Origin of the sequence: Vibrio sp. 10N.261.52.A1, from assembly GCF_002876325.1 — a bacterium.
GTDB classification, from domain to species: Bacteria; Pseudomonadota; Gammaproteobacteria; order Enterobacterales; family Vibrionaceae; genus Vibrio; species Vibrio chagasii.
Map to the genome: position 1 here is coordinate 1 of NZ_MCYD01001188.1, position 1793 is coordinate 1793.

The 1793-nt window shown below is 46.8% G+C and carries 1 protein-coding gene; it reads left to right on the forward strand.

Features of this window, described 5'->3' with window-relative positions:
• Positions 1–1736 (forward strand): inverse autotransporter beta domain-containing protein (locus BCT81_RS25330; protein ID WP_102426253.1); only part of this gene is annotated, 1736 nt, incomplete at its 5' end.
• Positions 1737–1793 lie beyond the last annotated feature (57 nt).

The following is a 1793-nucleotide window of genomic DNA, read 5'->3' on the forward strand; positions in this document are numbered from 1 at the left end:
AGCAAGTACCATCTCGTTTAGTGGCTGCTGGTGTGAGTGAAACAGAAGACTGGTTATCTGAAGCTTTTGGTGGCGCGCAGTTTGATTTAGGCGTCTCTTTAGCGAAAGGCAGCAAATGGCAAGTTGATCAGGTTGAAAGCCTGTTCCCTTTTTGGCAAGCCGACGATAAATCTTTGTGGTTTATTCAAGCGGGTGCGGTGTTTAACCAAGACGACTTCCATGGCCGAGACTTTTCGCACATTGGTACGGGTTATCGTCAACTCGCTGAAGATGAGTACTACGGGGTAAACACCTTCATAGATTATGACCACCAGCGCTATCACCGAAGAATGAGCTTAGGTGTTGAGTACGGGGTGGGTTACGGAAACATGAGCTCCAACTTCTACTTTCCTCTGTCGAATTGGAAAGATTCGCCGGACGAGTATGAAGGGATGAACAGCCTTGTTGAAAAGCCTGCGAAGGGTTGGGATCTCACGCTAGAAAGCTATCTGCCGATGGATACACGCTGGAAGTTGAGTGGTACAGCGGGTCAATACCTTGGTCGATACGTAGAACATCGCGATGGCAGTAACCCGACCAAAAACCCGTTGCGTTTCGAGTTAAACACCGAGTTTAAACCGACCAAAGAGCTGGCGTTCTCGTTGGGATACCAAAATGAGGAAGGGGCAAGTGAACAGTGGATAGCTGGTGTTAACTATACCTTGTCTCTTGGGGGTTTCTACGAGCCTGAGCGCCGTGAAGTTTTCCAAAGCTCATTACCAAAACAAGACCGTTTAACGGACTTTGTTGAACGTGACCATAACATTGTTTTGGAATACAAACAGAAATACGCAGAGATCAGTATTCGTCTGCCTGAATCTGTAGTGGTTGCAGAAAACTCTCAGCAGTCATTAGCGGAGTGGATGGAGGTGAAAGGGGGACCTGACATCGTCTCTTACACCTGGTTAGGTACTGCTAATTCGTATCTGGACAGTCAGAGTGCTTCGGTACCTTTATTTACCGCGCCAAGCTACCGCTATGACGGCAACAATACACTGTCGCTCAAGGTTCGATACAAGCTAAAAAGCGGCCAAGTGAAAGAGTCTAACACCATGTCGATTACGGTCACTGACAGTAAGTTTCTCGAGTCAATTTCGTTTGAACCAGAAACCGCGACCGCGGGTGAAAGCATCGTTGCGAGTGCCTTATTGAGCAAAGCCGTTGCCGATATCCCGGTGACCTATCAAATCACCGCTGAAGACTTAACATCTTTGACGTTGGATGGTGAGACGTTAGAGCTGGAACCGAACCAAGCGAACTTCGTTTACCAAACCGTCACCAATGAAGAAGGCATCGCTGAGCTGGTTTTACTCAGTCATGTGGCGCAATCCGTCACGGTAATAGCAATTTACGACCAGAACGAACAAGACGCAAAGCAAGGCAATATCGAGTGGTTAAAGGGCAGTGTCTATCGTGTCGACCTGTTTCATGAAGGGCACCATCTAGATGAAGACCTATTCACGACAGAAGCCATCACGGCTTATGTGTTCGAAGATGAAGCGGCGGTCTTAGACCTTTCTCAATACTCGTTCCAATGGTTCCGAAGAGAGCATGATACTCAAAACGAATTCACCAAGGTGGCGAACGCCAATCAGCAAAAGTATGTGTTGAAAGGCGAAGACCAAGGGTTCCAGTTCAAAGTCCAAGTGACAAAGAAAAAAACGTCGGATTCAAAGTCGGCGACAAACAACAAGTAATTCATAACTAACAATAAAACATGAACGTTTTCGTTCAGAAAGGAAAGACAATGAAAA